This window comes from Rhodococcus wratislaviensis, from assembly GCF_041228765.1.
Lineage (GTDB): Bacteria > Actinomycetota > Actinomycetes > Mycobacteriales > Mycobacteriaceae > Rhodococcus_F > Rhodococcus_F wratislaviensis.
On record NZ_CP150488.1, the window covers coordinates 3,125,449 to 3,152,060 of the forward strand.

The following is a 26,612-nucleotide window of genomic DNA, read 5'->3' on the forward strand; positions in this document are numbered from 1 at the left end:
TGCTGGTAGACCGACCGCGGTGACGCCCTCGGGTGAAACCTGGCAAATTGGACACCACACGCACCGTGCGTGGGCACACGAAGAAGGAGTCCAATGGCTTTCTGGGATCAGCTGAAGGCAAAGGCGTTCGAGATGAACGGCCAGCTCAAGACCAAGACGGCACAGTTCCAGAACAAGGAGTTCGCCAACGCCAGCATGGCCATGTGCGCCCTCATCGCCGCGGCGGACGGGACCATCGACCCGTCCGAGCGGCAGAAGACCGCGGCGCTGATCACCAGCAACGAGGCGCTGAGTGTGTTCCCGTCGGACGAGCTGAGTCAGAAGTTCGACTGGTACTGCAGCAAGCTGCAGTCGGATTTCGAGTTCGGCAAGATCGAGGCCACCGCCACCGTCGCGAAGCTGAAGTCCAAGCAGGATCAGGCACGTGCCGTCATCCAGATCGGCATCGTCATCGGTGGCGCCGACGGAAACTTCGACCAGCACGAGCGAAACGTGGTGCGCGACGCGTGTTTCGCCGTCGGCATCGCCCCGGCGGAATTCGAACTCTGACGTGATCGGTGACGCGCCCGGCGGCGGGCGCGTCACCGACGCTCAGTAGGCCGTGATGATCGGCGCCGGGTTCCACAAGCCCGAACGCTGAATCCGGGTGGTGTCGATCTCCGCGGTCTTCGCGCCGGGGTCGAGCGGCGAGTACTGCTCCACTCCGCCCCAGTCGCGGTCCCAGTCGTCGCGCAGATACGACGGTATGGTGCGGCTGGCCCGGGTCATCTCGATCCAGCCCAGCGGTCCTCCGCCGTACCGGTCCTGCCACAGGCTGGTCATGATCGCGCCGGGACGGTCGGGGAGGATCCGGTATTCGGGCGCCTCCGCGACACCCGCGCGGTGGTCGAACGGTCGCTGGCACGGAAAGGCAAGTCCCACAGCCCAGTCGATCATGACGGGCGCATCGGATCCGATCACATCGTTCAGTGTCTGCGTCCGCGGAACACGCGGCGGCGTCACCGCCAGCCACTGCTGCGGGTCGCTGTCCGAATCCGACGCCACCAGACGGATGACATCCGTATCGTCCGGCAGGGAGTCCAGCGGAACGCGCAGATTGCGCCACGACGGTGCCGGGCCGATGTCGATCGGCGTCACGCGTCCCGACACCCCGACCGCGCCGTCCGGTTGCGTGGTGCCGTACTCCACCTCGAGGTTCTGGCCGTAGGTGACGACGCCGTCCGCGTCGACGGAGTGGATGCGGCCCGCCGCGGCGATGGAGACGATGTCGCCCGCCCCGGCGTCCGCGTCGGGGTTCGGCAACCGGTACCAGCCGGTGGTCAGTGACGCGTCGCCGTCGCTGCCGTCGCTGCCGTCGCTGCCGAGGACGGGCGTGCGGTCGGGGTCGAGGCCGAACGGCAGGGCCACCGCGCTGCCGTTGACACCCACCGCGCCTGCGCCGCCGCCGGTGCCCGCGGCGTTGCTCGACGCCGTCTGATCGGTGTTGTCGGTCTTGACGGAGTTGGCGACGCCCGCATCCGACGATTCCTCGTCGGCACTGAGGTCGCCGGCGACGCCGTTCGGTGTGAAGCCCACGGTGCCGGTGCCCGCGAGGGCGGTGGCGGCGTCACCGGACAGTGGTTGCAGCAGCGACGCGTTCGGATCGGTTTCGAGCAGGACGTCGTTGGCGAGACCGCACGGTGCACCGGTGACGGCGTCGACGTTGGAACGGGCGAGGGAGAAGGCGGGGTATTGCGCGACCGCGCCCTTCGCCATCGACAGCACCTCGAACAGCACCATCGCGGCGGCCGCCACCGTCAACGGCGGGATCGCCCACAACCGGCGTCGCCGCACGGAGTCGGCCCGGGTGTAGGGCTCGCGGAAGTAGCACCACGCCGCGATCAGCAGCATCACCAGCGTGGCGCCGAGCAGAATCGTGCCGGCGCCCAGGCCGGCGATCGACACCGGCTTGTCCCACCACGGGACGCTGTAGCTGGACACGTACCACCACCCGTTGGTGCTGGTGAAACACATCGCGAGCAGGAACAGCACGGCGGCCGCGAACAGGGCGCGGTTGCGCGGCGAGCGCACCACGGCGGTGCTCACCGCCACGGACGCCAGGACGGCGAGCGACCCCGCGAGGCCCGCGTAGATGCCGAAGTGGTGCGTCCACTTGGTGGGCGTGAACATCATCAGCCCCATCGCGGCGAGCGTGATACCGATGAGCCGTCGCGACGGGCCGGCCGCGGTCCCGGGAATCCGGCCGCCCTTGCGCAACATCACGAGGACCGTCACGGCGATGCTCAGCACCATCGCGAACACGCCGAACCGGCGGGACAGGGAACCGTCGACGGAGATGTTCAGCAGGTACTGGTAGCGGAGGTACTCGTCGAACCAGGGAACGTTGGGACCGATCGCATGAACGTGCTGCATCTCCATGACGGCGGCGAGGGTCTGATCGGCGAACACTGCCACCAGGATCACGGTCCCCGACGCGACGAGCGGCGCGAGTAATGCGACGTATCCCACGGTCTTGGCCCGCGCGATCACGATCTGCAAGATCGGCCGGGCGCCCGCGACCAGGGCGCCGAAGCAGATCAACCCGGACGGGCCCGCGGTCAGGGTCGCCGCACCGACCAGGATCGCCACCGCGGCGGGCAGCAGTCGCCGGGTCGCGACGGCACGTTCCACCGAGCACCACGTGAGCAGCACGCCCACCGCGACGATCGGCTCGGGCCGCAGACCGTTGTTGTACGGGAGCCAGAACGCGAGGAACACCAGGCCGCCGGTCCACAGCGCGAGCCGGTTGCCCCGGACCGCGGCGCCGAGTCGCGGTGCGACTTCACGGCTGATCACCAGCCACGCGACGATGCCGGCGAGCAGCGCGGGCAGTCGCACGAACGGGCTCGCCGGGGTGATGTTCGCCAGCACCGCGAGGACGTCGTAGTACGGAGAACCGAACGGCGCCTCCGGGACGCCGTACCAGCGGAAGTAGTTGGCCATATAGCCCGCGGCCTCGGAGGTGCGGGCCATGTTGAACTGATAGCCGTCGTCGGAGGTGGAGGCGCCGATGAAATGCCACAGCACCAGCGTGCCGAGGACGACGGCGTCGACCGCCCCGAACGACCACCAGCGGGTGGGCAGGAATCGTCGTGCCCGGCGCCCGTCCACGTTGTCGAGACGGTGCAGCGCCACCAGCGCCAGAATCGTCGCGAGCGCACCCACCACCATGGCCACGAACTTGATCGTCGACGGCGTCGACGAGAATCGGCTGTCGATCTGGGCCGTCACCCGCAAGCCGTCGGGCACCGCACCGTCGAGGTCGCTGAAGATGCCCACCATCTGCGGTCGGAGGTCGCCGTCGACGACGGTCGGCGCGTCCTCGCCCACCCCGACGAAACCGGCGGTGGTCCGTGTGGAATCCGACGACACCACGAGCGCGCAGTCGGCGGGCAGCTGGTCCAGCGGCGACGACAGCAGCACCTTGTTCCGCAACTGCACCTCGACGCCGGCGGGACCGTCCGGGGTCGCGGGATTCACTCTGGCGACGAGTCCGTACTTCCCGGCGTCGGCGGCGCCCGCGGGCGCGGTGGACGTCAGGACCCCGCCGCGGTCGGCGAGTGCACCGACCGCCGAACAGGGGATCTGCACGTCGAGGCTCAGCGGCGCGTAGGAGACGAGCGGCGCCTCGACGCTTCCGGTGCTGCCGTTCTGCGGCCAGGTGAGGGTCGCGCTGTCCTGCTCGACCGGAAGGAACGGGAGCGACAGCGTGAGCAGCACTCCGAAGACGGAGGCGATGATCGCGAGAAGGCGGGCGGAGCGGACCGACTGACCGAGGGGAGAGGACTGGGGCGGGGTCCCGATCGGCGACTCGTCCGAGTCGTCTCTGGACACATTCGCCGATTCCAGCCTGCTGTCAGTCACGACGTCGGATAGTACCCATCCGCGCCAATGGTTAGCGAAGGCAAGGAACGGACCTGGTCGGCGGCCCGCGGTCCCGGCCGATCACATGTGAAAGTGTTTCAGGATCCGCGATCGGCGCTCCGCTCGAGTGAGGAGATGGTGGTGGTGCCGCGGACCACGGCGGTGCTGAACTTCGGAATGCACTTCGCGGATGATCTCGAACATGCCTCCGCCTTCCTGCTACGCGAGTCGGTAGCCCGACGGTAGGTCGGGGCCGGGGTGAGCCGATTCACCCGACGCGGGTGAACCAGGTCACCCGGTCACGGGCTGCACCGACAGCTGTTTCACCCCGGTCTGCGCACATCCGGTGGTGGGGTAGGGAAGGAACACCGACCCCGTGTCGTTCGGTGGGTACACCCTGAACCCGGCCACGGGGGTGGGTCCACACGTCTCGGCCGGATAGTTCTGCACCACCGTGGCACGCACCGCTGCGGTGGCCCGTGCGCCCGGAGCAACCGTCACCGGAGTCTCGGCTCCCCCGTCTCGATCGGCTGCGGCACCCACCTGCGGACCGTCCGGGGCCGCGACGTAGGACACCCCCGGGTAACCGTGGAGGACGCAGTCGCGGGTGCCGGTGTTGGTGAAGACGAGCGGGATCTCCTGAGATCCGGCGGCCCCACTCGCCTGTCCGAGCGTCACCTGCAGTTCGCCGATCAGGCAGCGGTCGGGGTGCGGTGCGGTCGTCTCGGTGGGCGCGGATCTCGTGGAGGTGATGTCACGTGAGGGTTCGGCGGTCCCGGTCTCGTCCGTCGAGCCGCACGCCGAGGCGGTGAGCACGGCGGCGATTCCGACCACGCCGAGAAGGGTGCGTGCCGGTGACTGCGTGCGCATCCGATCGCTCCTCTTCGCTGATGTGCTGCGGTACGTCGATGGTCCGCGATCGGTGCCGTCCCGGTGGGTGGTTCGGGGAGATCGCATTCGCCCCTTGCCGGAGGGTTCCGGTCGTAGGCTGCGGGGCGCAGGGGATCCGCGACACTTTCACTGGAGGTTGACCGATGAGCGAAGTTCTGGATCGGACCAAGATCTACATCGACGGGTCCTGGGTCGATTCGCAGGGAACGGGCCGGATCGACGTGGTGAATCCGGCTACCGAGGAGGTCATCGCGGTGGTCGCCGAGGGCACTGCCGACGACGTCGATCGCGCCGCGACAGCTGCGCGAGCGGCCTTTCCCGCATGGTCCGCGCTCAGCGGCAAGGAACGTGGCGAGTACCTCCGGAAGGCTGCTGCCCTGATCCAGGAGCGCCTCGACGACTTCACCGCCCTCGTATCCGAGGACATGGGCATGCCGCTGGGATTCGCGAAGCCCATCCAGATCGGAATGCCGCTCGCGAACCTCGCCGCCTTCGCCGAACTCGCCGCCACCTACGACTTCGACGCTCATGAGGTGGGCAACTCCCTGATCGTGCGCGAGCCGATCGGTGTCGTCGGTGCGATCACCCCGTGGAACTTCCCGCTCCACCAGGTGGTGCTCAAGGTCGGCGGTGCTCTGGCCGCGGGATGCACCGTGGTGCTCAAGCCGACCGAGGTGGCGCCGCTCGCCACCTACGCGCTCGCAGACGTCTTCGACGAAATCGGTCTGCCGGCAGGCGTGTTCAACCTCGTCAGCGGATTCGGGCCGGTCGTGGGCGAGGCGATTGCCGGCCACCCCGAGGTGGACATGGTCTCGTTCACCGGCTCCACCCGCGCGGGCAAGAGGGTCGCGGTGGTTGCGGCCGAGACGGTGAAGAAGGTGGCACTCGAGCTGGGCGGTAAGTCGGCCAACGTCATCCTCGACGACGCCGACCTGACGAAGGCAGTCACCGACGGCGTCGCCAAGTGTTTCCTCAACTCCGGTCAGACCTGCTCGGCACTGACTCGGATGCTGGTCCCCGCGGACAAGGTGGACGAGGCCGCCGCCATCGCGGCGCAGGTCGCGCAGAACTACTCCGTCGGCGATCCCACGGCCGCCACGTCGGTGCTGGGGCCGCTGGTGAACTCGAACCAGCTGAAGCGGGTGCGCGGCTACATCGAACAGGGCATCGCGGAAGGCGCCCGCGCCGTCGTCGACGGCCGGGAGACCGGCCAGGAATCCGGCTACTTCGTCGGACCCACCGTGTTCGCCGGTGTCACCGAGGACATGACCATCGCCAAGGAGGAGATCTTCGGCCCCGTCCTGTCGATCATCGGGTACCGGGACGAGGACGACGCGGTGCGTATCGCCAACGCGACGGAGTACGGACTCGCCGCCGGCGTCTGGTCCGATGACCAGGATCGTGCCGACCGCGTCGCACGTCAGCTACGTGCCGGTCAGGTCGAGGTGAACGGCGGGGCGTTCAACACCAACGCCCCGTTCGGCGGGTACAAGCAGTCGGGCATCGGCCGCGAGGCCGGCGTCCTCGGCTTCGAGGAGTTCCTCGAGATCAAGTCGATTCAACGGTAGGCGGCGGAGCGCAATTGGCCTCACGCTGAACCGAATCCGTGACTCCCGACCGTCGCCGCCCTACCCTCGAACCGAGGGGTGGACAGCGGAATAGAGGAGAACTACATGGATCTCGGTCTGGGCGGCAAGCGGGCCGTCGTCACCGGCGGCAGCCGCGGAATCGGTCTCGCGATCGCCCGCAGCCTCGCGTCGGAGGGGGTCGACGTCGTGCTCGCGGCCAGGGGTGTCGAGGCGCTGGAATTGGCGGCGAAGACGCTGTCGCAGGAGACCGGGCGGCGGGTGATCGGGGTACCCACCGACACCGGCGACGAGAATTCGGTGCGCGCCCTCGTGCAGCGGACGGTGGACGAACTCGGCGGCGTCGACATTCTGGTGAACGCCGCGGCCACACCGTGGAGCGCCGGCAAGCCGAGCGATTTCGCCTCCACCACCGACGACGTGGTGCGCGCCGAACTCGAGATCAAGGTGCTCGGCTACCTGCGGACCGCCCGTGCCGTGGCACCGCACCTCGTGGAGCAGGGGTGGGGACGGATCATCAATATCAGCGGGCTCGGTGCCCGCCAGGCCAACTCCATCGCGCAGACCGTGCGGAACGTCGGTGTGTCGGCGCTGACGAAGAATCTCGCCGACGAACTCGGGCCCCACGGCGTCAACGTCACCGTGGTCCATCCGGGACTGACGCGGACGGAACGCCTCGTCGACCGGCTCGCGGCACAGTCCGAGGAAGAAGGGGTGCCGGTCGCCGAGTTGGAGTCGCGGCTGGCCACCAACTCGATCCACCGGCTGATCGACGCGAGCGAGGTCGCGGACGTCGTCACGTTCCTGGCGTCACCGCGCAGTGTCGGGATCACCGGCGACGCGGTGGCCGTCGGCGGGGGCGCTCCGGGCGCTGTCTATTACTGAGCGGTGACCTCCCGGGCGGCGCGCTCCCCGGATCGGACGGCCCCGTCGACCCAGCCGCACATCACGGACGAACTCTCCGTGCCTGCCCAGTGAATGCGACCGCAGGGCTTGCGGAGGGCGTGCCCGAATTGGGTGAGCACACCCGTCGGCGCATGACTGAGCATGCCGCCGCCGGAGTAGCGCTCGACGCTCCAGTTCTGCTCGATGTAGTCGACGGGGGAGGCTGCCTTTTTTCCGAACCTCGAGGTCAACTCGCCGAGCACCTGGTTCTTGCGTTCCGATTGCGGCAGCGTCCCCAGCTTGCGGGCGATCGGTCCCTCGACGATGACGCACAGAACACCGGGACGTCCCGTGTCCGTGCTGGCGTCGATGGTGATCGTCGCGGGGGAGTCGGGTGCCGCCGACTGCCCGGACAAACCGTCGGCGCGCCAGAAGGGTTCGTCGTAGAGGACGGCGATCTTCATGACCGCGCCACTCGGCATTCTCTGATGGAGGAAGGCCCGATCCATCGGAAGCAGCGGCTCGTAGAGGATCTGGCTCGCGATCGCGAGGGGCACCGCGACGATCGCCCGCTGTGCCCGCACGGCCATGTCCGCGGATCGGACGGTCACGCCGTCGCCGTCCTGCGCGATGTCCCGCACGGGTTGCGACAGATGGAGGGCGTCACCGATCTCCGCTGCCATCGGACGGTAGACGGCACCCATCCCGCCGACCGGCCGCGCATCCTCGGCAGCGTCCTTCACACCGAGAACGAAACTCGGACCGCCGCCGGACGCCATCTGGTACAGGACGAACAGCATCGACACCTCGGACGCCGCGGACGTGTAGCAACCGGCGATGGCGGTCTCGAGAAGGTCGTGGGCGGGCCTGGACAGCGTGTTGTCGCCGAGCCACTTGGCGAGGCTGATCGCGTCCCACTTGGCCGCCTTCTTCGCCTCCCACGGCGCGTCCAGCGGGATCGACTTGCACATCTCACCGAGTTCGACGAACACGGCGCCGAGATTGGCGGCGGCCCAGGGGCTCATCGTCAGGGGAATCGTGCCCTTGTACCGGTACTGCTTGCCGTCGACGACCATCATCGCCTCGCCGTCGGTGTACTGCTTGTAACTCTTGACGCCGAATTCGTCCATCAGGGCGTAGATCCGGTCCTGTCCCGGCCCGATCCACGCACCGCCCCGATCGATCCACGAACCGTCCTCGCGGACTTCGGTGAAGGTTCGCCCGCCGATCCGGTCACGCGCCTCCAGGAGCGCGACCGATCGTCCGGCCTGTTTCAGGCGCAGTGCCGCCGTCAATCCGGCGAATCCGGCGCCGACGACGCAATAGTCGACCTCGATGTCTGCCATGGCAAATCCCCTCGCGCTCCGCGCGCGGCCCTCGTGCGGCCGTATGTAATGGGTGCGCCGCCATTGGTCCTGGGGGTGTGAATTCCTCTCTCCGGGAATGAAATCGCCGCGCACAGAACATCTTCATCCTTACTCGCGGCGAGTCGTGCGGTCAAGTGCTGCGCTCGTGAGTACTTGTTAACCGCCCGTGGTTAACAAGTACTCACGGGCGGGGACGAGCGGGAACACCTGCTCGGCGATGCGCTCGAGTTCCTCGTGTGCGGGGGAGCACTGGATGAGCAGCAGGGTGAGACCGGCGCCCTGGTAGGCGCGGATCTTCTCGGCGACCTGTTCCGGTGTGCCGACGAGATCGGGGCGCAGTCCGCGCGTGCCGACGGAGTACTCGCGCTTCGACAACTCGACGTCGAGTTCGGAGTTCTTCACGAACTCTTCGAACGAGGCGTATCCGGGCGAGTGCGGGTCGACGGTGGTGATGCGTTCGAGTTCGGCGCGGGCTTCGGCTTCGGTGTCGCGCACGATGATGTACGTGGACATGCCGAATTCGGCCATGTCCCGCTGGTGGATTCGCTGCGACCGGGCGTTCATGTCCGCGATCTTCGTCCGCACCTCGTCGACGGTGCCGCCGTGCAGCACGTACGAGTCGGCGAACGTCGCGATCGATTCGCGGCCGCTCTCGCTCTCCCCGCCGGCGAAGACCGGGGGATGGATGCCGGGTTTCGGAGACAGGATCGCGTCGCGCACGCTGAAATGCTCGCCCTGGTAGGTGAACGGGGTGTGCTCCCAGAGCCCACGGAGAACGTCGACGAATTCGGTGGCTTGCCGGTATCGGTCGTCGTGCCGGGTGAAGGCGCCGCCGTATTGCCGGGCTTCCTCCTCCCACCAGGCGGCGACGACGTTGAGCGCGAACCGTGCCGCACCGGCCTCGGTTGTTCCGGCGATGTCGGTGATCGTCGCCGATTCCTTCGCGGTGACCGCAGGCAGGTGGAATCCGGGTCGCACTGCGGTCATCACCCGGAGCTGTTCGGTGACCGCGAGGATCGCCGACGACAGCGACCACGCCTCGAGGCTGGGCGCGTCGACGCCCTTGCGGTCGTTGAGATAGAGCTCGGGCACGAGGGTGGTGTGGTATCCGAGCCGGTCGGCGAGCTGGGAGAGCTTCTTGACGTAGTCCCAGGTGGCGGGCATCCCTTCGTCGCCGAGGTTGCGCAGGAAGCCGCCGTAGATGGGCGTCCAGTAGCCGAAGTGCATGTCATTCCTCCGTGATGGCGTCGAGCGAAGCACGCAGATCGTCGACGAGGTCTTCCAGGTTTTCCAGTCCGATCGACAATCGGACGGTGCGGTAGCCGAATCCGGCGTCCCGGAGTTGTGTGTCGCCGAGGTGGCTGTGCGTGGTGGTGGCGGGGTGCACTACCAGCGAACGGGCGTCGCCGATGTTGGCGACGATGGCGAACAGTTGCAGCGAGTCGATGAACTTCGCCACCTTCGAGTCGTCGACGGCGAGATCGAAGGAGAAGACCGAGCCGGCGCCGCGCGGCAGGTACCGCTGGGCGGCGTCGTGCCACCGGTTGTCCGGCAGTCCGGGGTAGTTCACCTTCGCGACCGCGGGATGACCGTCGAGAAAGTGGGCGATCGCCAGCGCCGAACCGACCTGCCGTTCCAGCCGCAGGTCCAGCGTCTCCAGCCCCTGCAGCAGCTGGAACGAATTGAACGGGGACAGTGCGGGACCGAGATCGTGGACGATCTTCGTCTTCGCGTAGACCAGGTAGGCGCTTCGCTCGCGGCCGAACTCCTCCCACAGCACGAGGTCGCCGATGCGGGGGTAGGGCTCGGTGAACTGGGTCCACCGCTGCGGTTCCGCGCCGAAGTCGAACGTGCCGAGGTCCACGATCACACCGCCCAGCGAACTGCCGTGCCCACCGATGAACTTGGTGGCCGAGTAGACGGTGATGTCGGCTCCGAAATCCTTCGGGCGCAGCAGGTACGGGGTGGCGATCGTGTTGTCGACGATCAGCGGGACCCCCGCCTGGTGCGCGATGTCGGCCACGGCCCGGACGTCGAGCACGGAGGCGACGGGGTTGCCGATCGTCTCGGCGAAGAAGGCCCTGGTCTCGGGACGCGCGGCCGCACGCCAGGCGTCGAGGTCGTCCTGATCGACGAGCGTGACCTCGATCCCGAAGTCCGCGAACGTGTCGGTGAGGAGATCGACGGTTCCCCCGTACAACTGCCGAGCCGCGACGATGTGCTGCCCGGACTTGGCGAGCGTGAGAAGTGCGACCGCGACGGCGGACTGCCCGGATCCCGTGGCCAGGGCGGCGACGCCACCGTCGAGATCGGCGAGGCGCTGCTCGAACACGGCCTGGGTGGGATTCCCGGTGCGGCTGTACAGGTTCCCTCTCCGGCGGAGAGAGAAGATGTCCCGGGCCTGTTCGAAGCTGCCGAAGTCGTAGGCAACCGATTGGTAGATCGGGGGGATCGCGGTGTTCTGCGGCGTTCCGGGTTGATAGCCGGTGCGGACCTGCCGGGTCGCGAACCCTGTGGTCTCGGGCATCGGTGTGCCTGTCCCTTCGTCGATACGTCTGATGGGGTCTGAGTGAATGAGAAAGCGGGGGAGTGGCAGAGCAAAACGAATATGTTCGGAACAAAACACGAAGCGCGGCGAGAAGGCACGCGTTTTGTTCTGCTCGAGCTTTAGTCTTGTTCGACCTCGCGCGTGTGGGTCAGGGTGACGCAGTCAATCCTGCGAACAACCCCCCGAATGAGGTAATCAGTGGACATCGACTGGCTGGAACCCGAAGCGACTGTGCGTGGCTCGGTGATCGTCGTCGCCGGCCGCGGTGAGCATGCTCACGTGTACCGCCGGTTCGCCCGCCGGATCGCCTTCGATGGTTACCGTGTCGCGGTAGTGGAGAACGATCCCGCTGCGACTGCCCGGGTGATCGACGATGCCGCCACCGATCTCCCGCTCACCGTCGTCGGGTCGGACAGTGGCGCCCTGACCGCCCTCGACCTCGCCGCGACGCATCCGGCCGTGTCCGGGGTGGTGGCAGCCGGTCTTCTCGTGGCGAGCGCCGACGCCTTCACCGGAGAGTGGGACGGCGAACTCGAGATCCGTTCCGCGTGTCCCGTGCATCGGGGGGTCCTGTCCTCGGCCGACGCTCTCGAGCGGGGAACGCTCGGTGCGGAGGCGCCGGTGGCCACGGCGGATTCGCTGAACCACGTGCAGGTTCCCGTCCTCGTCGTGCACGGAGGCGCCGACGCCCTGAGCCCGTCGGCGGATGTTCTCGCCGTCACGTCCGCGTTGCCCGACGCCCGGGTCGTCGTCGTCCACGAGGGGCGGCACGACATCCTCAACGACGTGTCCCACCGGTCGGTCGCCGCGGAGATCGTGCAGTTCCTCGAGCGCCTGCGCCTGCCCGGCATTCCCGACATCATCCTCCGCGAACCGGCCGGGGCACTCGCGCAGTGACCCGGACTCGCGGGGCGCGGGGCCGGTAGTGGTTGTCGATCGAAGGGGTGTGGATGTCAGCGGTGCTGGAGTCGGAGACGATTGCTCCGGAGTGGTTGCTCGAGCGGATCGACGGCCGCACCACGGAACTGGCCGATGCCGTCGCCGACCTCATCAGGTCGGGTGAGCTCAGCCCCGGCGATCGCCTGCCGACCGTCCGCGCACTCGCGAAGTCGACCGATCTCAGTGTCGGCGCGATTATCAGCGCCTGGGGCCGGCTGCAGGAACAGGGGTTCGTGCAGACCCGCCGCCGCGGCGGCACCGTCGTTCTTCCGCCGCTCGACAGCGTGCCCGAGCGCGGCATACCCGACTGGCGTGGCGTCGACCTGGCGCAGAATGCGCCCGACCTGGCTCTGCAGCCGTCCCTGTCCGACGCTTTGTTGTCCAGTCTGGACGCCGAGACGCTGAATGTTTTCGGCCGCGAACTGATGACCGAGCGGTTGAGGAATGCCGTCGCCCCGGGTTGGCCGTTCGAACCCGAGGCCTGGGCCACGGCGGGCGGTGGCACCGAGGCCCTGTTGCTGGCCGTGGAGGCGGCAGCGCCACCCGGTTCGATGGTGGCCGTCGACGAGCCCCTGGGCCCGGGTGTTCTCGACACCCTCCGCGACCTGGGCCTGGATGCGGTCGGTGTCGGCGCGGACCGCGACGGCCCCCGGCCGGACGCTCTCGACGCGGCCCTGACCGCCGGCGCGGTGGCGTTCGTGTTCCAACCCGGTGCGCCGTTCGCCGTCGATCATGCGGTCAGTGCGAGGCGCACGAGTGAACTCGCCGAGGTGCTGCGGCGGCATCCGGCGGTGTGGGTCGTGGAGGACGACTCGATCGGACCGCTCGAACCGCAGCAACCTCCCTCTCTGGGATCGGTACTGCCGCAGCGTGTCGTCCGGATCCGCAGCTACTGCAAGGCATATGGGATCGATGTGCGGACCTCCGTTCTCGGCGGGTCCCGCGAACTGATCGAGAAGGCGATGAAGGTGCGCAGTCACGGAGTCGGCTCGAACAGCCGGATCCTGCAGAACACCCTCGCCCATCTGATCGGCAGCGCCGACGCCGAGCACGCGGTCACGGCGGCGCACGAGCGCTACGCGTCCAGACGCACGTCGCTGCTGGAGGCGCTGATCGACCGTGGTATCGAGGCTTTCGCGGGCCCGCACAGTCTGGTCGTGTGGGTCACGGTGTCGGACGAGACCGCCGCCCTCGTCGCGTTGGCGCGGCAGGGCATCTCCGTGGGGGGCGGCTCCCGCTCGTTCGTGCAGGCGCCCGCGCGTCAACTCCTGCGCCTGTCGGCCACCCAACTGCCCGACGACCCGGACCTGATCGGGCAACTCGCCGACGTCGTCGCGGTGGCCGTCGCGGAGTCGTCACGCGAGTTCTTCGACTGATCGGACTTTGTTCGACAGCCCTGCGGGACATACGAAGTATGTTTTGAAACATCGAGAATTTAATACTCTGCACGCGTCTGTTTGCTCCATACACTTCAACGCGGCGTGCCGAGGCAGGTGCCTGACGGCGGACGACGAAGGAGCGAGAACATGACGAGACGGCAACTGAAATTGGGCGCTGTCCTCACCCCCACGGGTGGGCCCGGGCACCCGTACACCTGGCTGGACCCGGAGATTCCCGCCGACGCGAGCGTCGACATCGACTGGTACATCCGGTACGCGCGGCTGGCCGAGCAGGCGCGGTTCGACCTCGTGTTCATCGTCGACAGCCAGTTCATCACCCCGGACTCGCCCCCGCACTACCTGAACCGGCTCGAGCCGCTGACGCTGCTGTCCGCGCTCGCGGTGGCCACCGAACACATCGGGCTCGTCGGAACACTGACCACGTCGTTCAACCAACCGTTCAACCTCGCGCGACGGTTCGCGTCCCTCGACCTGATCAGCCGCGGCCGTGCCGGCTGGAACGTGGTCACCAGTGGCGACTCGGGTACCGCCGGAAACTACGGCCTCGAGGAGCATTACGACTACGCCACCCGCTACGGCCGGGCCCTCGAACACGTCGAGGTCGTCAAGGCTCTGTGGGACTCCTACGAGGACGACGCGTTTCCGCGCGACCGGGAGGCCCGCCGCTTCCTCGACCCGGACAAGCTGCACACCCTCGATCACCGGGGTGAGCACTTCTCGGTGGTGGGCCCGCTCAACATCGAACGCTCGCGGCAGGGGCAGCCGGTGATCTTCCAGGCCGGCGACTCCGACCAGGGCCGCGACCTCGGAGCGCGCATCGCCGACGGGATCTTCACGCACGCGCCGAGTTTCGAGGCGGGCGCCGCGTTCTACGCCGACATCAAGACCCGCGCCGCGGCCTACGGGCGCGCTCCCGAGGACATCGTGATCCTGCCGGGAGTCAGCGTCACCGTGGGCGACACCGACACCGACGCACGCGAGATCGAACGCGCAACCCAGCTGGCGGACAACGACTTCGGAAAGTCCCTCCGGGAACTCGGCCGGCCCTTCGGCTGGCACGACTTCCGGCAGTACGACCTCGACGCGCCGTTCCCCGCCGAGGCACTGCAGCACGCCGAGCGCAGCTTCTACACGCAGGCGAAGAAGATCGCCGACCTCGCCGCCGACCGCGGGCTGACGCTGCGGCAGACGGTCGAGGCGCTCAGCGCGCCGAAGACGTCACCGTTCACGGGCAGCGCCGAGACCGTCGCGAACGAACTGCAGCGCTGGCTGGACGGCCACGCCCTCGACGGCATCAACATCCACATCGGCCACCCGGCACAGTTTCAGCGCTTCGTCGACGAGGTGCTGCCGATCCTGCGTGAGCGCGGGGTCGTCCGGGAGGACTACGAGCAGAACACGTTGCGCGGCAACCTCGGCCTGCCGTTCGCGGAGAACCGCTACACCCGGGCGCGGCGTGCGGGAATCGACCCCGCCCCGCTGCCCGGCACCGCCGCATCGCTGCCCGCGAGCGTCTGAATCACCACCCCCCTCTGCATGGTCAGGAGCACCCAGTGAGCAAGAAGAGCCGGCGGATCGTCGGCGCCGTAGTACTCGGAGTGATCGTCGGGCTCGTTGCCACCGCGTGCGGTGGCGGCAGCAGCTCGGACGGCGCCGAGGTCAAGTGGGCGTTCAACCTCCCCACCTCCTGGGATCCGGTGACGAGCCGGACAGGAAACGACATCAACACGATCAGCCTCGCGTACGCGTCGCTGACCCGGCTCGACGCCGAGGGCAACGTCGAACCGTCACTCGCCGAGAGCTGGAAGTACAACGCCGACGGCACCGCCGTGACGTTCACCCTGCGTGACGGTCTCACCTTCTCCGACGGGACCACCCTCGACGCCCCGGCGGTCAAGGCGTTCTTCGACCGCGGCAAGACCCAGGACGACTCGTTCCTGCGCGATCAACTCGCCGGTGTCACCGAGACCACGGCCGACAGCGCCACCGACGTCACACTGCACCTGGCCGACGCCGACTACCAGATCCCGTACCTGGTCGCCGGGCGCACCGGTGCGATCGCCAGCCCGACCGCGGCCGCCGACCCGCAGAAGCTCAGTGTGTGGCCGGTCGGCGCCGGTCCCTTCCGGATCACCGATTTCGTCGCCGAGGATCACGCGTACTTCGAGAAGAACCCGAACTACTGGGACGCCGAGAACATCCACATCGACCACTTCGAACTCAGCGTCGCCCCGGACCCGGCCACACTCGTCGCCGGGGTCCAGTCCGGCTCCATCGATTTCGCGACGCTGCCGGCCCTGCAGTCCAAGGAAGCCGAGGCCGCGGGTCTCGATGTCACCGTGAAGCCGTCGCTGGCCGCGAACGACGTGTCCATCAACCTGAACAAGGCCCCGTTCGACAATCCGAAGGTCGTCGAGGCGTTCCGTTACGCATTCGACCGCCAGGCGTTCGTCGACGTCATCACGAACGGGTTGGGCAGCACGACGAGCCAGCCGTTCCCGGAGGGATACCTCGCGTTCAACCCGGAGATCGAGAAGCTCTGGAACTACGATCCCGACAAGGCATCTCGTCTCCTCACCGAGGCGGGCTTCGGTCCCGGACAGTTGTCGATCGAGATCACCGCGCAGTCGGCGGCCACCAACCGGGCGGAGCTGGTGCAGTCGCAGCTGAAGAAGATCGGCGTCGAGTCCACCATCAAGGTGGTGCCGCCGGGATCGTCGACGTGGCAGAGCGAGGTCTACATCGCGAAGAACCCGCAGCTGGCGACGGACGGCACCATCGGGCGTGAATCCCCGGTGCAGAATCTGCTCGCCGTCTACGGTCCGGAAGGCATCATGAACCTCAGCGGCCCGCACGCGTCGCCGGAGTTCACTGCCGCGCTCGACGCCGTGCGTCGCACGCCCCTCGAGGACCCGGAGTACAAGCCGCGGCTGTGGCAGGCCGTCAAGGTCGGTGTCGAGCAGTCGCCGACGAATTACATCTTCAGCAATCCGTGGATCATCGTGTCCAACCCGGACCTGAAGAACCTGAACATCCTGCCGTCCCAGGTGCGGTGGGAAGGCGTCACGGTCTCGTGACCACCGCCGACGTCCAGGCCGCAGGCACCGGGAGGACATTCGCTCTCCCGGTGCCTGCGGGCGCGCTCGGCACGGCGCTGCGGGTCGTGCTGAGTACCGTGCTGATCGTGGTCCCGGTCTTCCTGTTCTCCACCCTGATCACCTTCCTGCTCGGCGCGGCCAGCGGGCTGAATCCGGCCGCCGGGATCGCCGGCGACGCCGCGACGCCGGAGACGATCGCCCGCATCAACGCCGAATTCGGGCTGGACAAGCTGGTCTGGCAGCAGTACGTCGACTGGATGTCGAGCATGCTGAGCGGCGACCTCGGGGTCTCGTGGTTCAGCAAGATCCCGGTCAGCGAGTTGATCGGCGAGCGGCTGGCCGTCAGCGCCTCGATTGCGGGTGTGGCTCTGGTCATCGGACTCGTCCTCGGTGTCGGACTCGGTGTGCTCGCCGCCGTCTACAAGGGCAGCCTGATCGACCGGCTGATCACCGCCTACACGTCGGTGGCCTCGACGCTGCCGCCGTTCGTCATCTCGATCGGACTGATCCTCGTCCTCAGCGTCGGGTTGCACTGGCTGCCGTCGGCCGGGTACGTCCCGCCGGACGAGGACTTCGGCCGCTGGCTGTCGCTGATCATCATGCCCGCGATCGCGTTGAGCATGGACGTCGTCGCCGACATCGCGCGACAACTCCGCACCGGATTGGTCGCGGAGCTGGACCAGAACTACGTCACCGGCGCGGTGGTCCGGGGTATCGGTCCGTCCCGGATCCTGTTCGTGCACACACTGCGCAACGGCAGCGGTCCCGCGCTGTCCATCCTGGGTATGAAGATCCCCACGCTCATCGGCGGCGCCGTCGTGATGGAGACCATGTTCTCCATGCCTGGCTTCGGTCGCCTCGCCGCCGACTCCGCGCTGCGCGGAGACGTTCCCATCGTCCAGGGAACGCTCGTCGTGGCGATCGTGTTCGTGCTGTTCTGCAACATCGTCGTCAACGTCGCCCAGAGCGTCTTGCAGCCGGCAACCAAGCGGAGAGACTGAAAATCCCATGCTCACAGCAATCCTGCGCTACCACTCCGCTCGCGCCGCGGTGGTCGTCCTCGGGCTGATCGTGGTCCTCGCGGTGTTCGGGCCCGCCCTCGCGCCGTTCGACCCGCTCGAGCAGGACACGTCGGCGATCCTGCAGGGCCCGAGTGGAACTCACTGGCTCGGGACGGACAACGTCGGACGGGACGTGTCCAGCCGGCTTCTGGCGGGTTCGACCGTGTCGGTGCTGTCCGCACTGCAATGCGTCGTGGTCGGATTCCTCCTCGGCGTGATCCCGGGCTTCCTGTCGGTGTACCTCGGGCGCGGCGTGGAATGGTTCACCCTCCGGTTGATGGATGCGCTCATCACGCTGCCGTTCCTCGTGTTCGCCGTCGCGATGACCGCGCTGCTCGGAAACGGGCTCGCGCAGGCGATGTTCGCGGTCGGCATCCTCATCGCACCCGCGTTCTACCGGGTCACGCGTGCCGCGGCACTGACCGTGGCCAACTCCCAGTACGTCGAGGCCGCCGAACTGATGGGCGCCGACACGTCCTGGATCATCCGTCGTCACGCGGTGCGCAAGGTGCTGCCTGCGGTGGGGGTGACGTTCGCGGCGATGACCGGAGCCAGCCTCGTCATCGTGTCTTCGCTGACGTTCCTCGGGATCGGCGTCGTTCCGCCGGACCCGACGTGGGGCGGACTCCTCGCCAGCGGATTGCAGTACCTCTACCAGGTTCCGTTCGGCCCCGTCGTCCCCGCCCTGTTGATCGTGGCGACCGTGTGGGCGCTCAACGCCATCGCCGACGCGCTGCGGGATGTAACGGGGCAACCCCAACGCCGCGCCCGCGGGAAACAGGAGGTCACCTCGGATGTCCACTGACACATTGGATGCCACGTCGGCACCCGCAATTACGCGCCCCGACAGGCGGGTGCTCACCGTGAGCGATCTGCGCATCGCACTCGACGACGGAACCGAACTGGTCCACGGCGTCGACTTCTCCCTCGCGCGCGGCGAAGCCCTCGGGATCGTCGGCGAATCGGGCAGCGGCAAGTCGCTGACCTGCCGCGCCATCCTCGGAATCCTGCCCGGCGGAATCGACGTCACCGCAGGCTCGATCGACTTCGACGGCATCGAACTCACCGACCTCGGTCGCAAAGACTGGCGGCCACTGCGCGGAACCCGCATCTCCGCGGTGTTCCAGGACCCGGCGTCCTATCTGAACCCGTCCATCCGGGTCGGTGAACAACTGGCCGAGGCGCTCCGGTCGACCCTCGGCCTGTCCCGCGCGGACGCCCGGCGGCGCGGCGTCGAACTGTTCCGGAAGATGGGGCTGAACGACGCCGACACCGTGTACCGCCAGTACCCGCACGAACTGTCCGGGGGAATGCTTCAGCGCGTGCTCATCGCGATCGCGGTGTCCGCGGAACCGGAACTCCTGATCGCGGACGAGGCGACCACAGCCCTGGACGTCACCGTTCAGGCCGAGGTGCTCGACCTCCTCGAGGACCTGCGCGACGAACTGGGCCTCGCCCTCGTCCTCGTCTCGCACGACCTCGCCGTGGTCGCTCAGGTCTGCGACAGCGTGATCGTGATGCGGGACGGCGCCGTCGTCGAGTCGGGGCGTGCGGAGGACCTGCTCACCGCGCCCCGACACGAGTACACCCGCCAACTCGTCGAGAACCATCGGGAGTACGGGCTCGAGTCGTTCACCGGGAAGGAGGCGGCTCGTGTCTGAGTCGTTGCTGCGCATGACCGGCGTCCGGGTGGAGCGTGGGCCCCGGGGGGCCCGCAAGCAGATCCTGCACGGCGTCGACCTGACCATCGATGCCGGTGAGAAGGTGGGACTCATCGGTGAAAGCGGCTCCGGGAAAACGACACTGGCCCGCACGATTCTCGGTCTGATCACTCCGACGTCCGGGTCGATCGAGATCCGCGGGCAGCGCGTCGACGACCTGTCCACGGCGCACCGCAGGGCGCACCGCCGCACGGGGACCGTCCAATACGTGTTCCAGGATCCGCTGCTGAGCCTCGATCCGGACATTCCGGTGGGCGAGTCGATCGCCGAGGGACTGCTCGTGCGGGGCGGACTCGACCGCGGCGTCGTGCGGTCGCGGGTGGCAGCGGTACTGAGCAGTGTCGGACTCGACGCCGGCATCGCGGCGCGGATTCCCGCCGACCTGTCGGGTGGGCAGCGTCAGCGGATCGCGATCGCGAGGGCCCTCGTCCTCGACCCGGCGCTGCTGCTGCTCGACGAACCGGTCAGCGCCCTCGACTCGGTCAACCGCATCCAGATCCTGAAACTGCTCACCGAACTCGGGCACTCGCGGCAACTCGCTCAGCTGTTCATCTCACACGACCTGGGGGCGGTCGCGGCGCTCGTCGACCGGATCGTCGTGCTGTACCGCGGCAACATCGTCGAGGACGGACCGACCCGTCAGGTGATCTCCGATCCCCAGCACCCGTACACCGCGCTCCTTGTCGGTTCGGCTCCCACGTTGAGCGGCGGCGCGGTGACGCGGGAACGTCGCCGCGAACTGAGGCTCCGCCTCCCGTGAGTACTTGTTAACCGCGGGCGGTTAACAAGTACTCACGGGTCAGCGGCGCAGTGCCTTTCGTGCCAGCCAGTTGCCGAAGAACTGGGAGGCCTGGACGAGCAGGATGATGACGAGGGTGGCGACGAGGGTCACCTGCCAGTTGAATCGCTGGTAGCCGTAGACGATGGCGAAGTCGCCGAGCCCGCCGCCGCCGATCGTCCCCGCCATCGCGGACATGTCGACGATGCCGATGAGGACGAACGTGTAGCCGAGGATCAACGGGCCCAGGGCTTCCGGGATGAGCAGGGTGACGATGATCCGCAGGGGTCCCGCACCCATCGCGCGGGCAGCCTCGATCACGCCGGGGTCGACGGTCACCAGATTCTGTTCCACGATGCGTGCGATGGCGAACGACGACGCGATGATCATCACGAAGATCGCGGCCTCGGTTCCGATGGTTCGGCCCACCACGGCAAGGGTCACGGGCCCCAGCGCGGCGAGCAGAATGATGAACGGAATCGGCCGGACGATGTTCACCAGAATGTTCAGCACCGTGTAGGCGGCCGTGTTCTGGAGAATCCCGCCCTTCCTCGTGGCGTACAACAGCGTGCCCACAACGAGCCCGATCAGTCCACCGACCACCAGGGTGATCACCACCATGTAGATGGTGGTGCCGATGGATTCGAACAGTACGGGGCGCAGCTTGTCCCAGTTCGTGGTCATGCCTGTACTTCCTCGACGTCGGTGACGGTCCGCAACCGGCGGATCACGTCGTCGACGCCGTCGTCGGGACCGACGAGTTCGAGCGTGAGACTGCCGAACGAGCGGTCCTGCAGGGTGGTGATGCCGCCGTAGACGATCTCGAACCGGACGCCGTGCCCGCCCGCGTCGGAGAGGACGTCGCCGATCCGGCTGCCGTCCCGCACGTCGGCGGTGACGATCCGGCCACCGAATCGCGACCGCAGCCGTTCCAGGTCGGCGGGCTCCGGGCGGTTGCGCAGGATCGTGCTCACGAAGCTCTTCGACGCCGGCGCCTGGGGTTCGGAGAAGACGTCGAACACCGTGCCGAGTTCCACGACACGACCCTCCGCCAGCACGGCGACACGATCCGCGACGGCCCGGACGACGTCCATCTCGTGCGTGATCACCACGATCGTGACCCCGAGCTCCCGGTTCACCTTGCGGAGCAGGCGGAGTACGTCCTGCGTGGTCTCCGGGTCCAGGGCACTGGTGGACTCGTCGGCGAGCAGCAGGTCCGGCGACGTCGCCAGCGCGCGGGCGATCCCGACGCGCTGCTTCTGCCCGCCGGACAGCTGGTCGGGGTAAGCCCGCGCCTTGTCGGAGAGACCCACGAACTCGAGGAGTTCGGCGACGCGTTCGCGGCGCTTCTGCCGCGGCCACCCCGCCACGACGAGGGGGTAGGCCACGTTCCCGGCGACGGTCCGGGAGCGGAACAGGTTGAACTGCTGGAAGATCATCCCGATCTTCGCGCGCACGTGCCGGAGTCTCGATTCCGACAGCGCGGTGATGTCGACGTCGTCGACGACGACGCGCCCACTGGTCGGGCGTTCCAGACCGTTGATCAGCCGAACCAGCGTGCTCTTCCCGGCCCCGGAGTACCCGATGACCCCGAAGATCTCACCCCTCTCGATGGTGAGATCGACGGCGTCGACGGCGGTGAGAGTCTTCCTTCCCGACTGGAAGGTTTTCGTGACGGATTCGAATCGGACGATCGGTGTCATCTACTTGGCCGAACGAATTCCCTCTTCGACCCGCGACAGGATCTGCTGCAGTTGGGCACCGTCGCGTTCGACCTCGACCGACGTTCCCTTCGACTCCTCGCGCACGGCGGCCTGGATCTCGGGGTCGTGCCAGATCTTCACGAGTTCGAGGTAGGTGGCGTTGTCCTTGTCCTCCGCGCGGGTGACGAACGTGTTGATGTACGGCTCGGCGGCAGGGCTGGACGGGTCGTCCTTGTAGAGAGCCGATTGGGGGTCTATGCCCGAACGCTCCAGGAACGTGTTGTTGACGATCGCACCGTCGACGGATGCGAGCGACAGCGCCGTCTGGGCGGCGTCGACCGGGGTCACCTTCACCTTGGACGCAGCCGTGTCGATGTCGGCGGGTGTCGGGGACGGGTTGTCACCGGTCAGCGTGAGCAGGCCGGCGCCCTTCAGCACGAACAGGGCACGAGCCTGGTTGCTGGGGTCGTTGGGGATCGCGATCTCGCCGCCCTGCGGAATGGCGGCCAGGCTCTGGTGCTTCTGCGAGTACAGGCCGAGCGGCACGATCTGGGTGGCACCGATCGGGGTGAGATCGTCGTCCGCGCCGGTGTTGTACTCACCGAGGAACTGCAGGTGCTGGAAGAGATTGGCGTCGATCTGCCCCTGCGACAGGGCGATGTTCGGCTGCGAGTAGTCGGAGAAGTTCACGACGTCGAGCGTGATGCCCGCGTCCTTCGCCTTGTCCTCGAAGATCTCCCACGAGCGGTCACTGGCCTCGGTGGTTCCGATCCGGACCGTGTCGCCGTCGGCGCCGCCGGATCCACCGGAGCACGCTGTCAGTGCCGCCAGGAGTGGAACGGCGGCAAGGGCGAGAGAACGGCTGAACTTCACGGAAAATCCCCACGATCGATCGGATGACCACGGAGTGTGGCCGCTGGCACGGTAGCGCGTCCGGGCGCCGCGCGGAATGGTTTGGATCGCCGTGATTCGAAGGAATGTGTCGCGACTTCCCTTCCTGCACTGGACTATTCGACCGGAACCCGCGAGTGCTCTAGGGTGGCGGGGTAGGCATGCGAGAGGTGATGAAGCAATGAAGGTAACGGTAGTTGCGGGCAATCCCAAGCCCGGTTCACGGACGCTGGACGCGGCCGGTCTGGTGGCCGCCGCGGTGACGGGTGCCGCCGCGGATTCGACGGTCGATGTGATCGAGCTCGGTGCGGGACTGCTCGGGTGGGGTGACGAGAAGGTCGCGGCGGCCGTGGAGACGGTGGCGTCGTCGGACCTCGTCGTGTTCGCCAGCCCGACGTTCAAGGCGTCGTATACGGGCGTGCTGAAGCTGTTCCTCGACCAGTTCGCGACCGGAGACGGCCTGAAGGACGTCGTGGTGGTGCCGCTGATGCTCGGGGCCGGGCCCGCACACGCCATGGCGCCGGACCTGCTGCTCAAGCCGGTGCTCGTCGAACTCGGCGCGACGTCCCCCGCTCCCGGCCTCTACCTCATCGACACCACGTACACGACCGACGCACGCATCGCCGACTACGCCGAGCGGTGGGGTCCGATCCTCACCGCGGCGGCCCGGACCCGGACGGAACTCTCATGACGCAGGCAGACGGCACACTGGACACGACTTCGCTCCGGGAGGCGTTCGGACATTTCCCGAGCGGCGTCGTCGCCGTCTGCGCCGAAGTCGACGGTGAGCGCGTCGGGATGGCGGCGAGCACGTTCGTGCCCGTGTCGCTGGAGCCGCCGCTGGTCGCGTTCTGCGTGCAGAACACATCCACGACGTGGCCGAAACTCGAGGACCTCGCCCACGTCGGGATCAGCGTGCTCGGGGAGGCGCACGACGCCGCCGCCCGTGTGCTGGCCGCGAAGACCGGCGACCGGTTCGCGGGCCTGGACACCGAAACCACCGACGGCGGCGCATTGTTCATCGACGGGGCGTCGGTGTGGTTGGACACCACCGTCACCCAGCAGGTGCCCGCGGGGGATCACGCGATCGTGGTCCTGCGGATCAACGAGCTCAGGGTGCAGTCCGAGATCGAGCCGATCGTGTTCCACCGCAGCCGGTTCCGCTGGTTGCGCACCGTCGCGTCGTAAACCCGGTGGCGACTGAACTGACGACGCCGTCGAGGACGGGTGTTCATCCTCTGGACGACGCCATCCGGGAATCCCTGCGCGGTGCGCACGCGCATTTCGCCAGGTGGTCGGGCCGGGTTGCGCGGTACCACCCGGACGTCGCGCCGCACGTGGGCCACCCGGCGACGCTGGGGGACGGGGATTGGGCGGATCTCGCGACGCTGCTCGGGCCGCCGGCGACGGCAGCGCTGCGCGGATTCGGCCACACCCCGCCGCCGGGCTGGGAGGTCGTGGACTGCTTCGGTCTGATGCAGATGGACGGCACCGCGCTGGACGTCGCACCGGACCCGGATGCCGAGGTATCTTCCGCGCACCATCGAGATGGGGACGTATCTCGGGTTTCGGGTCGACGGCGAACTGGAGGCGGCTCCGCCGCCCGTGAGTGGTTGACGAGTATCTGCACTCGTCAACCACTCACGGGGAGCGGGGCGCCCTCGAAGCGTTCGCGGAGGGTGGATTCGGCGTACTCGTACCGGAAGATCCCCTTCTTGCGCAGCAGCGGCACGACGTGATCGACGAAATCGGTGAGCCCGGAGGGGAATCCGTCCGGCATCAGGTTGAAGCCGTCCGCCGCATCCGCTAGGAACCATTCCTCGATGGTGTCGGCGATCTGTTCGGGTGAGCCGACGACGAGCCGGTGGCCGAAGCCGCCGGCCTTGCGGAGCAGTTCGGACACCGAGTACCGGCTTTCGAGTGCCAGTCGCACGACGGCTTCCCGGAACCCCAGTGAACCGGAGAACGACGGATCGACGGGAGCGAGGAGCAACTCCTCCGGGATCGGCCGGTCCGGGTCGAGCGAGCTCAGGTCGACGCCGAGCATGCCGCCGAGCCGTTCGGCCGAGAAGCCGTCGGCAGCTTTGGATTCCCAGTCTTCGTACCGGGCGATCGCCTCGGCCTCCGTGCTGCCCACCACCGTGACGAGACCGGGAAGGATCTTCACCGCCCGGGGATCGCGACCGGCTGCGCGGGCGACGTCCTTCACTTCCCGGTAGTGCTGCCGCCCGGCGTCGAGCGTGAGCTCCGCCGAGAACACCGCGTCGGCGCTGCGTCCGGCCAGTGCGCGTCCCTGCGGGGAACCGCCGGCCTGCACGAGCAGCGGATGGCCCTGCGGTGACGGCGGCACGGGCAGTACGCCGTGAACGTGGAAGTACTCCCCGTCGTGCTGAATCGGGACCCTGGTGGTCGCCGATTCCCACAGCGCCGTGACGACGTCCACGAACTCCGTCGCCCGGCGATACCGCGACTCACGGTCGGGAATCCGGGAGAGCCCGAAGTTGTGGGCGGTCCCGGCGTGGAACGTGGTCACCACATTCCACGCCACGCGTCCGCCGGACACGACGTCGAGGGAGAGGAACCGCTCCGCCAGGTCGAACGGGTCGTTGAACGTCGTCGACGCCGTGCCGATCAGCCCGAGATGGTCCGTCGCGCTCGCGACCACACCGAGCACGGTGGTGGGTTCGAGGGCCCGCGTCGGCTTGACGGCGGGATCCTCGCGGAGCGCAGGTCCGTCCGCGAGGAACAGCGCGTCGAGGGTGCCGCGCTCGGCGATCTTCGCGACCTCGGAGTAGTAGTCCGGGTCGATGAACGACGTCGGGTGCAGGTCGGGCGCCCGCCACGCGGACGGGTGAAATCCCACGTCCAGCACGTTGACGTTGAGGATGACCTCTCGTTGCGCGGGCATCAGCCGGCAGGCTTCGCGGCCGCGCCGTCGACGTTGGTCTGGCTGCGGTCGGTGGCCCGCGCCGATTCGATGCTCTGCGCCACCCGGGAGAAGAACGGGTCGCTGTCGATGAGCTGGCCGATCCGCGGGTCGTGGTAGGTGTCGAGCAGCGGCGCGAAGTCGGGGTTGTCCTTGTTCTTCTCGTTGATGACGACCTCGATCCAGTACAACTCGTAGGCGGGGGCGTTGAAGACGATCTTGTCGTCGGGGACGTCGGCGAGGTCGAAGTTGGACCGCCAGCCCAGCGCCAGGTCGACGTCGGGGAGCGTGCGCGGCAACTGCGCCAGCGCGGCCTCGGTGAACTCGAACGACTTCGGGTTGTCCTTCACGTCGCGGATGGTCACCCGCGACGGGTCGACACCGTCCTTCAGGGTCAGCTGGCCGAGGTCCTGCAGGGTCTGCAGTGCCTGCGCCTGATTCGACGGATCGTCGGGGATGGCGACCTTCGCGCCCTTCGGGAGGTCCTCGAGCTTGCCGTACTTCTCGGAATAGCCCGAGAACTTGAGGACGTACCAGTCTCCGGCCGCATACAGTCCGAGGTTGCCGTCCTCGTTCTGCACGCGCATCCATTCCTGATGCTGGCTGTGGTTGGCATCGATGTCGCCCTGGGAAACCGCCAGGTTCTTGAGCTTCGAATCCTCGATCTGGACCGGTTCGACGGTGATGCCGTGGTCGGGGGCGAGTTTCGCGACTTCCTTGGCGAGCTTCTCGTCCAGGATCGATCCGGCGGTGTAGCCGATCTTGAACGTGGTCTGCGGGCCGTCGCCCTCGGTTCGGTCGTTGCCCCCGCCCGCGCCGCATGCGGTGAGGAGGAGAAGCAGTGTGGCCGTCAGTCCGCCTGCCGCCACAGTACGGGCGCGCGTCACCGAGCGGGGTCGAGTCGTCATGGGTGTT

General features: G+C 67.8%; 23 protein-coding genes. 13 read left to right on the forward strand and 10 right to left on the reverse strand.

All coding sequences use genetic code 11. The annotated features are described in order from the left end of the window. The first annotated feature begins 93 nt into the window (after positions 1–93). Positions 94–549, forward strand: coding sequence for a tellurite resistance TerB family protein (locus WKC72_RS14220; protein WP_037226807.1), 456 nt, complete (start codon positions 94–96; stop codon positions 547–549). A gap of 42 nt (positions 550–591) precedes the next feature. Here WKC72_RS14220 and WKC72_RS14225 read toward each other — a convergent pair whose 3' ends face one another. Both WKC72_RS14225 and WKC72_RS14230 read right to left on the reverse strand, forming a co-directional pair. Beyond that, complete coding sequence (locus WKC72_RS14225; RefSeq protein WP_370184365.1) at positions 592–3,873, reverse strand: arabinosyltransferase domain-containing protein; 3,282 nt, start codon at positions 3,871–3,873, stop codon at positions 592–594. Positions 3,874–4,194: 321 nt separating this feature from the next. Further along, positions 4,195–4,773, reverse strand: coding sequence for a DUF4232 domain-containing protein (locus tag WKC72_RS14230; protein ID WP_037226813.1), 579 nt, complete (start codon positions 4,771–4,773; stop codon positions 4,195–4,197). Positions 4,774–4,937: 164 nt separating this feature from the next. On the opposite strand from WKC72_RS14230, the gene WKC72_RS14235 reads away from it, so the two are divergent. Both WKC72_RS14235 and WKC72_RS14240 read left to right on the forward strand, forming a co-directional pair. Beyond that, positions 4,938–6,362, forward strand: a complete 1,425-nt coding sequence (locus WKC72_RS14235) for an aldehyde dehydrogenase family protein (RefSeq protein WP_370183027.1) — start codon at positions 4,938–4,940, stop codon at positions 6,360–6,362. 105 nt (positions 6,363–6,467) lie between these two features. Then, entirely contained in the window at positions 6,468–7,265 is a 798-nt protein-coding gene (locus WKC72_RS14240; protein WP_037227066.1) for an SDR family NAD(P)-dependent oxidoreductase, read from the forward strand. Here WKC72_RS14240 and WKC72_RS14245 read toward each other — a convergent pair. The 3 genes from WKC72_RS14245 to WKC72_RS14255 all read right to left on the reverse strand — a co-directional run bounded on the left by WKC72_RS14245 (position 7,259) and on the right by WKC72_RS14255 (position 11,159). After that, positions 7,259–8,611: a flavin monoamine oxidase family protein gene (locus tag WKC72_RS14245; RefSeq protein ID WP_370183029.1), complete on the reverse strand. Its 1,353-nt coding sequence runs from the start codon at positions 8,609–8,611 to the stop codon at positions 7,259–7,261. The two genes, WKC72_RS14240 and WKC72_RS14245, sit on opposite strands and share 7 nt — an antisense overlap. A gap of 177 nt (positions 8,612–8,788) precedes the next feature. Continuing rightward, on the reverse strand, positions 8,789–9,859 hold the full coding sequence (locus tag WKC72_RS14250) for an LLM class flavin-dependent oxidoreductase (RefSeq protein WP_370183030.1): 1,071 nt from the start codon (positions 9,857–9,859) through the stop codon (positions 8,789–8,791). A gap of 1 nt (position 9,860) precedes the next feature. Further along, entirely contained in the window at positions 9,861–11,159 is a 1,299-nt protein-coding gene (locus WKC72_RS14255) for an O-acetylhomoserine aminocarboxypropyltransferase/cysteine synthase family protein (RefSeq protein ID WP_370183032.1), read from the reverse strand. Between the two features lie 219 nt (positions 11,160–11,378). Here WKC72_RS14255 and WKC72_RS14260 point away from each other — a divergent pair, with 219 nt between their 5' ends. The 8 genes from WKC72_RS14260 (at position 11,379) to WKC72_RS14295 (ending at position 20,159) form a co-directional block, all read left to right on the forward strand. Further along, positions 11,379–12,077 carry an alpha/beta hydrolase gene (locus WKC72_RS14260; protein ID WP_112298802.1) on the forward strand — a complete coding sequence of 233 codons (699 nt, stop codon included), beginning with the start codon at positions 11,379–11,381 and terminating at the stop codon, positions 12,075–12,077. Between the two features lie 53 nt (positions 12,078–12,130). Then, positions 12,131–13,495 (forward strand): aminotransferase class I/II-fold pyridoxal phosphate-dependent enzyme, encoded by a 1,365-nt coding sequence (locus WKC72_RS14265; protein ID WP_370183033.1) that lies wholly within the window; start codon positions 12,131–12,133, stop codon positions 13,493–13,495. Between the two features lie 150 nt (positions 13,496–13,645). Further along, positions 13,646–15,037, forward strand: coding sequence for an LLM class flavin-dependent oxidoreductase (locus tag WKC72_RS14270; RefSeq protein ID WP_370183035.1), 1,392 nt, complete (start codon positions 13,646–13,648; stop codon positions 15,035–15,037). Between the two features lie 35 nt (positions 15,038–15,072). Then, positions 15,073–16,596, forward strand: coding sequence for an ABC transporter substrate-binding protein (locus tag WKC72_RS14275; protein WP_037226827.1), 1,524 nt, complete (start codon positions 15,073–15,075; stop codon positions 16,594–16,596). Next, positions 16,593–17,618: an ABC transporter permease gene (locus WKC72_RS14280; RefSeq protein WP_370183036.1), complete on the forward strand. Its 1,026-nt coding sequence runs from the start codon at positions 16,593–16,595 to the stop codon at positions 17,616–17,618. Before WKC72_RS14275 ends, WKC72_RS14280 begins: the two co-directional genes overlap by 4 nt. Before the next feature lie 7 nt (positions 17,619–17,625). Beyond that, positions 17,626–18,483, forward strand: coding sequence for an ABC transporter permease (locus tag WKC72_RS14285; RefSeq protein ID WP_370183037.1), 858 nt, complete (start codon positions 17,626–17,628; stop codon positions 18,481–18,483). Further along, a complete protein-coding gene (locus WKC72_RS14290) occupies positions 18,473–19,339 on the forward strand; it encodes an ABC transporter ATP-binding protein (protein WP_128641696.1) in 867 nt (288 codons plus the stop codon). Before WKC72_RS14285 ends, WKC72_RS14290 begins: the two co-directional genes overlap by 11 nt. Next, on the forward strand, positions 19,332–20,159 hold the full coding sequence (locus WKC72_RS14295) for an ABC transporter ATP-binding protein (RefSeq protein WP_370183038.1): 828 nt from the start codon (positions 19,332–19,334) through the stop codon (positions 20,157–20,159). The genes WKC72_RS14290 and WKC72_RS14295 overlap by 8 nt, the downstream gene beginning before the upstream one ends. A gap of 39 nt (positions 20,160–20,198) precedes the next feature. Here WKC72_RS14295 and WKC72_RS14300 read toward each other — a convergent pair whose 3' ends face one another. The 3 genes from WKC72_RS14300 to WKC72_RS14310 are packed head-to-tail and all read right to left on the reverse strand — an operon-like array spanning position 20,199 to position 22,753. Then, entirely contained in the window at positions 20,199–20,861 is a 663-nt protein-coding gene (locus tag WKC72_RS14300; protein WP_005252476.1) for a methionine ABC transporter permease, read from the reverse strand. Next, entirely contained in the window at positions 20,858–21,880 is a 1,023-nt protein-coding gene (locus WKC72_RS14305; RefSeq protein ID WP_128641698.1) for a methionine ABC transporter ATP-binding protein, read from the reverse strand. The genes WKC72_RS14300 and WKC72_RS14305 overlap by 4 nt, the downstream gene beginning before the upstream one ends. Continuing rightward, entirely contained in the window at positions 21,881–22,753 is an 873-nt protein-coding gene (locus WKC72_RS14310) for a MetQ/NlpA family ABC transporter substrate-binding protein (RefSeq protein ID WP_112298795.1), read from the reverse strand. Positions 22,754–22,952: 199 nt separating this feature from the next. Here WKC72_RS14310 and WKC72_RS14315 point away from each other — a divergent pair, with 199 nt between their 5' ends. Beyond that, the gene (locus tag WKC72_RS14315) at positions 22,953–23,462 is read left to right on the forward strand and encodes an NADPH-dependent FMN reductase (RefSeq protein WP_370183040.1); all 510 of its coding nucleotides are present in this window, start codon (positions 22,953–22,955) and stop codon (positions 23,460–23,462) included. After that, the gene (locus tag WKC72_RS14320) at positions 23,459–23,959 is read left to right on the forward strand and encodes a flavin reductase family protein (RefSeq protein WP_128641699.1); all 501 of its coding nucleotides are present in this window, start codon (positions 23,459–23,461) and stop codon (positions 23,957–23,959) included. The genes WKC72_RS14315 and WKC72_RS14320 overlap by 4 nt, the downstream gene beginning before the upstream one ends. A gap of 445 nt (positions 23,960–24,404) precedes the next feature. Here WKC72_RS14320 and WKC72_RS14325 read toward each other — a convergent pair whose 3' ends face one another. Both WKC72_RS14325 and WKC72_RS14330 read right to left on the reverse strand, forming a co-directional pair. Then, entirely contained in the window at positions 24,405–25,679 is a 1,275-nt protein-coding gene (locus WKC72_RS14325) for an NtaA/DmoA family FMN-dependent monooxygenase (RefSeq protein WP_370183042.1), read from the reverse strand. Next, on the reverse strand, positions 25,679–26,605 hold the full coding sequence (locus tag WKC72_RS14330) for a MetQ/NlpA family ABC transporter substrate-binding protein (RefSeq protein ID WP_370183044.1): 927 nt from the start codon (positions 26,603–26,605) through the stop codon (positions 25,679–25,681). The genes WKC72_RS14325 and WKC72_RS14330 overlap by 1 nt, the downstream gene beginning before the upstream one ends. Positions 26,606–26,612 lie beyond the last annotated feature (7 nt).

What these genes read in the sequence shown, in the direction of transcription:
- WKC72_RS14220 (WP_037226807.1), top strand. Translation starts at nt 94, where the DNA reads ATGGCTTTCTGGGATCAGCTGAAGGCAAAGGCGTTCGAGATGAACGGC.
- WKC72_RS14230 (WP_037226813.1), bottom strand. Translation starts at nt 4,773, where the DNA reads ATGCGCACGCAGTCACCGGCACGCACCCTTCTCGGCGTGGTCGGAATC.
- WKC72_RS14235 (WP_370183027.1), top strand. Translation starts at nt 4,938, where the DNA reads ATGAGCGAAGTTCTGGATCGGACCAAGATCTACATCGACGGGTCCTGG.
- WKC72_RS14240 (WP_037227066.1), top strand. Translation starts at nt 6,468, where the DNA reads ATGGATCTCGGTCTGGGCGGCAAGCGGGCCGTCGTCACCGGCGGCAGC.
- WKC72_RS14245 (WP_370183029.1), bottom strand. Translation starts at nt 8,611, where the DNA reads ATGGCAGACATCGAGGTCGACTATTGCGTCGTCGGCGCCGGATTCGCC.
- WKC72_RS14250 (WP_370183030.1), bottom strand. Translation starts at nt 9,859, where the DNA reads ATGCACTTCGGCTACTGGACGCCCATCTACGGCGGCTTCCTGCGCAAC.
- WKC72_RS14255 (WP_370183032.1), bottom strand. Translation starts at nt 11,159, where the DNA reads ATGCCCGAGACCACAGGGTTCGCGACCCGGCAGGTCCGCACCGGCTAT.
- WKC72_RS14265 (WP_370183033.1), top strand. Translation starts at nt 12,131, where the DNA reads ATGTCAGCGGTGCTGGAGTCGGAGACGATTGCTCCGGAGTGGTTGCTC.
- WKC72_RS14270 (WP_370183035.1), top strand. Translation starts at nt 13,646, where the DNA reads ATGACGAGACGGCAACTGAAATTGGGCGCTGTCCTCACCCCCACGGGT.
- WKC72_RS14285 (WP_370183037.1), top strand. Translation starts at nt 17,626, where the DNA reads ATGCTCACAGCAATCCTGCGCTACCACTCCGCTCGCGCCGCGGTGGTC.
- WKC72_RS14290 (WP_128641696.1), top strand. Translation starts at nt 18,473, where the DNA reads ATGTCCACTGACACATTGGATGCCACGTCGGCACCCGCAATTACGCGC.
- WKC72_RS14300 (WP_005252476.1), bottom strand. Translation starts at nt 20,861, where the DNA reads ATGACCACGAACTGGGACAAGCTGCGCCCCGTACTGTTCGAATCCATC.
- WKC72_RS14305 (WP_128641698.1), bottom strand. Translation starts at nt 21,880, where the DNA reads ATGACACCGATCGTCCGATTCGAATCCGTCACGAAAACCTTCCAGTCG.
- WKC72_RS14315 (WP_370183040.1), top strand. Translation starts at nt 22,953, where the DNA reads ATGAAGGTAACGGTAGTTGCGGGCAATCCCAAGCCCGGTTCACGGACG.
- WKC72_RS14320 (WP_128641699.1), top strand. Translation starts at nt 23,459, where the DNA reads ATGACGCAGGCAGACGGCACACTGGACACGACTTCGCTCCGGGAGGCG.
- WKC72_RS14325 (WP_370183042.1), bottom strand. Translation starts at nt 25,679, where the DNA reads ATGCCCGCGCAACGAGAGGTCATCCTCAACGTCAACGTGCTGGACGTG.
- WKC72_RS14330 (WP_370183044.1), bottom strand. Translation starts at nt 26,605, where the DNA reads ATGACGACTCGACCCCGCTCGGTGACGCGCGCCCGTACTGTGGCGGCA.